The sequence below is a fragment of the Caballeronia telluris genome, assembly GCF_001544495.1.
Taxonomy (GTDB): Bacteria; Pseudomonadota; Gammaproteobacteria; order Burkholderiales; family Burkholderiaceae; genus Caballeronia; species Caballeronia telluris.
Genome location: NZ_FCNZ02000160.1, coordinates 1 through 519 on the forward strand (window position 1 = coordinate 1; position 519 = coordinate 519).

Here is a 519-nt window from a genome sequence, read left to right on the forward strand (position 1 = left end):
CTCCGGCTGTCCAGCTTCGCGCGAAACACCTGTCCGGCTTCAAGCGAAACGCGTGTCCAGCTTCCGCGAAATACGCATCTCATGACCAAGGCGATCCACCAGGCCGTCAGCATCGCGCCGGGCCACAACAAGGCTAGTCTATCTCCGGGACAGAAGGCATTTAATACTCTGATCAGACAGATCGAGAAGCGCCGTGACCGTCTGCGGGCGTGGGAGACCGTCATGCCGGCGTTCCAGAAAAAGTACGTCGACGAGCTATTGCCCCTCGAGCGCGAATCGACGGATCTGCACGCAAGGATGGTTTATCGGCTCGATGGTGCCTTTGACCAGAAAGGACTGACCAAGGCCGAGCGGCGCACCATCTCGGAGCTGATCGCCGGCCTGGCTGGCGATCTGATCGAAGAAAGCAACAATGCACAGTTGAAAGTCATTTTCAACAGACATTGAAGCGCCCCGGGTTTGTCGGAGACCGGCGAGTTTGGCGTTACGCCGCGCGTGCGGCCAACGCCTGTTTCCGAT

The 519-nt window shown here is 58.8% G+C and carries 1 pseudogene; it reads left to right on the forward strand.

Features of this window, described 5'->3' with window-relative positions:
• Positions 1-81: 81 nt before the first annotated feature.
• Positions 82-444: pseudogene (locus AWB66_RS32715) on the forward strand (molecular chaperone DnaJ); the annotation flags it as partial.
• Positions 445-519: the final 75 nt, after the last annotated feature.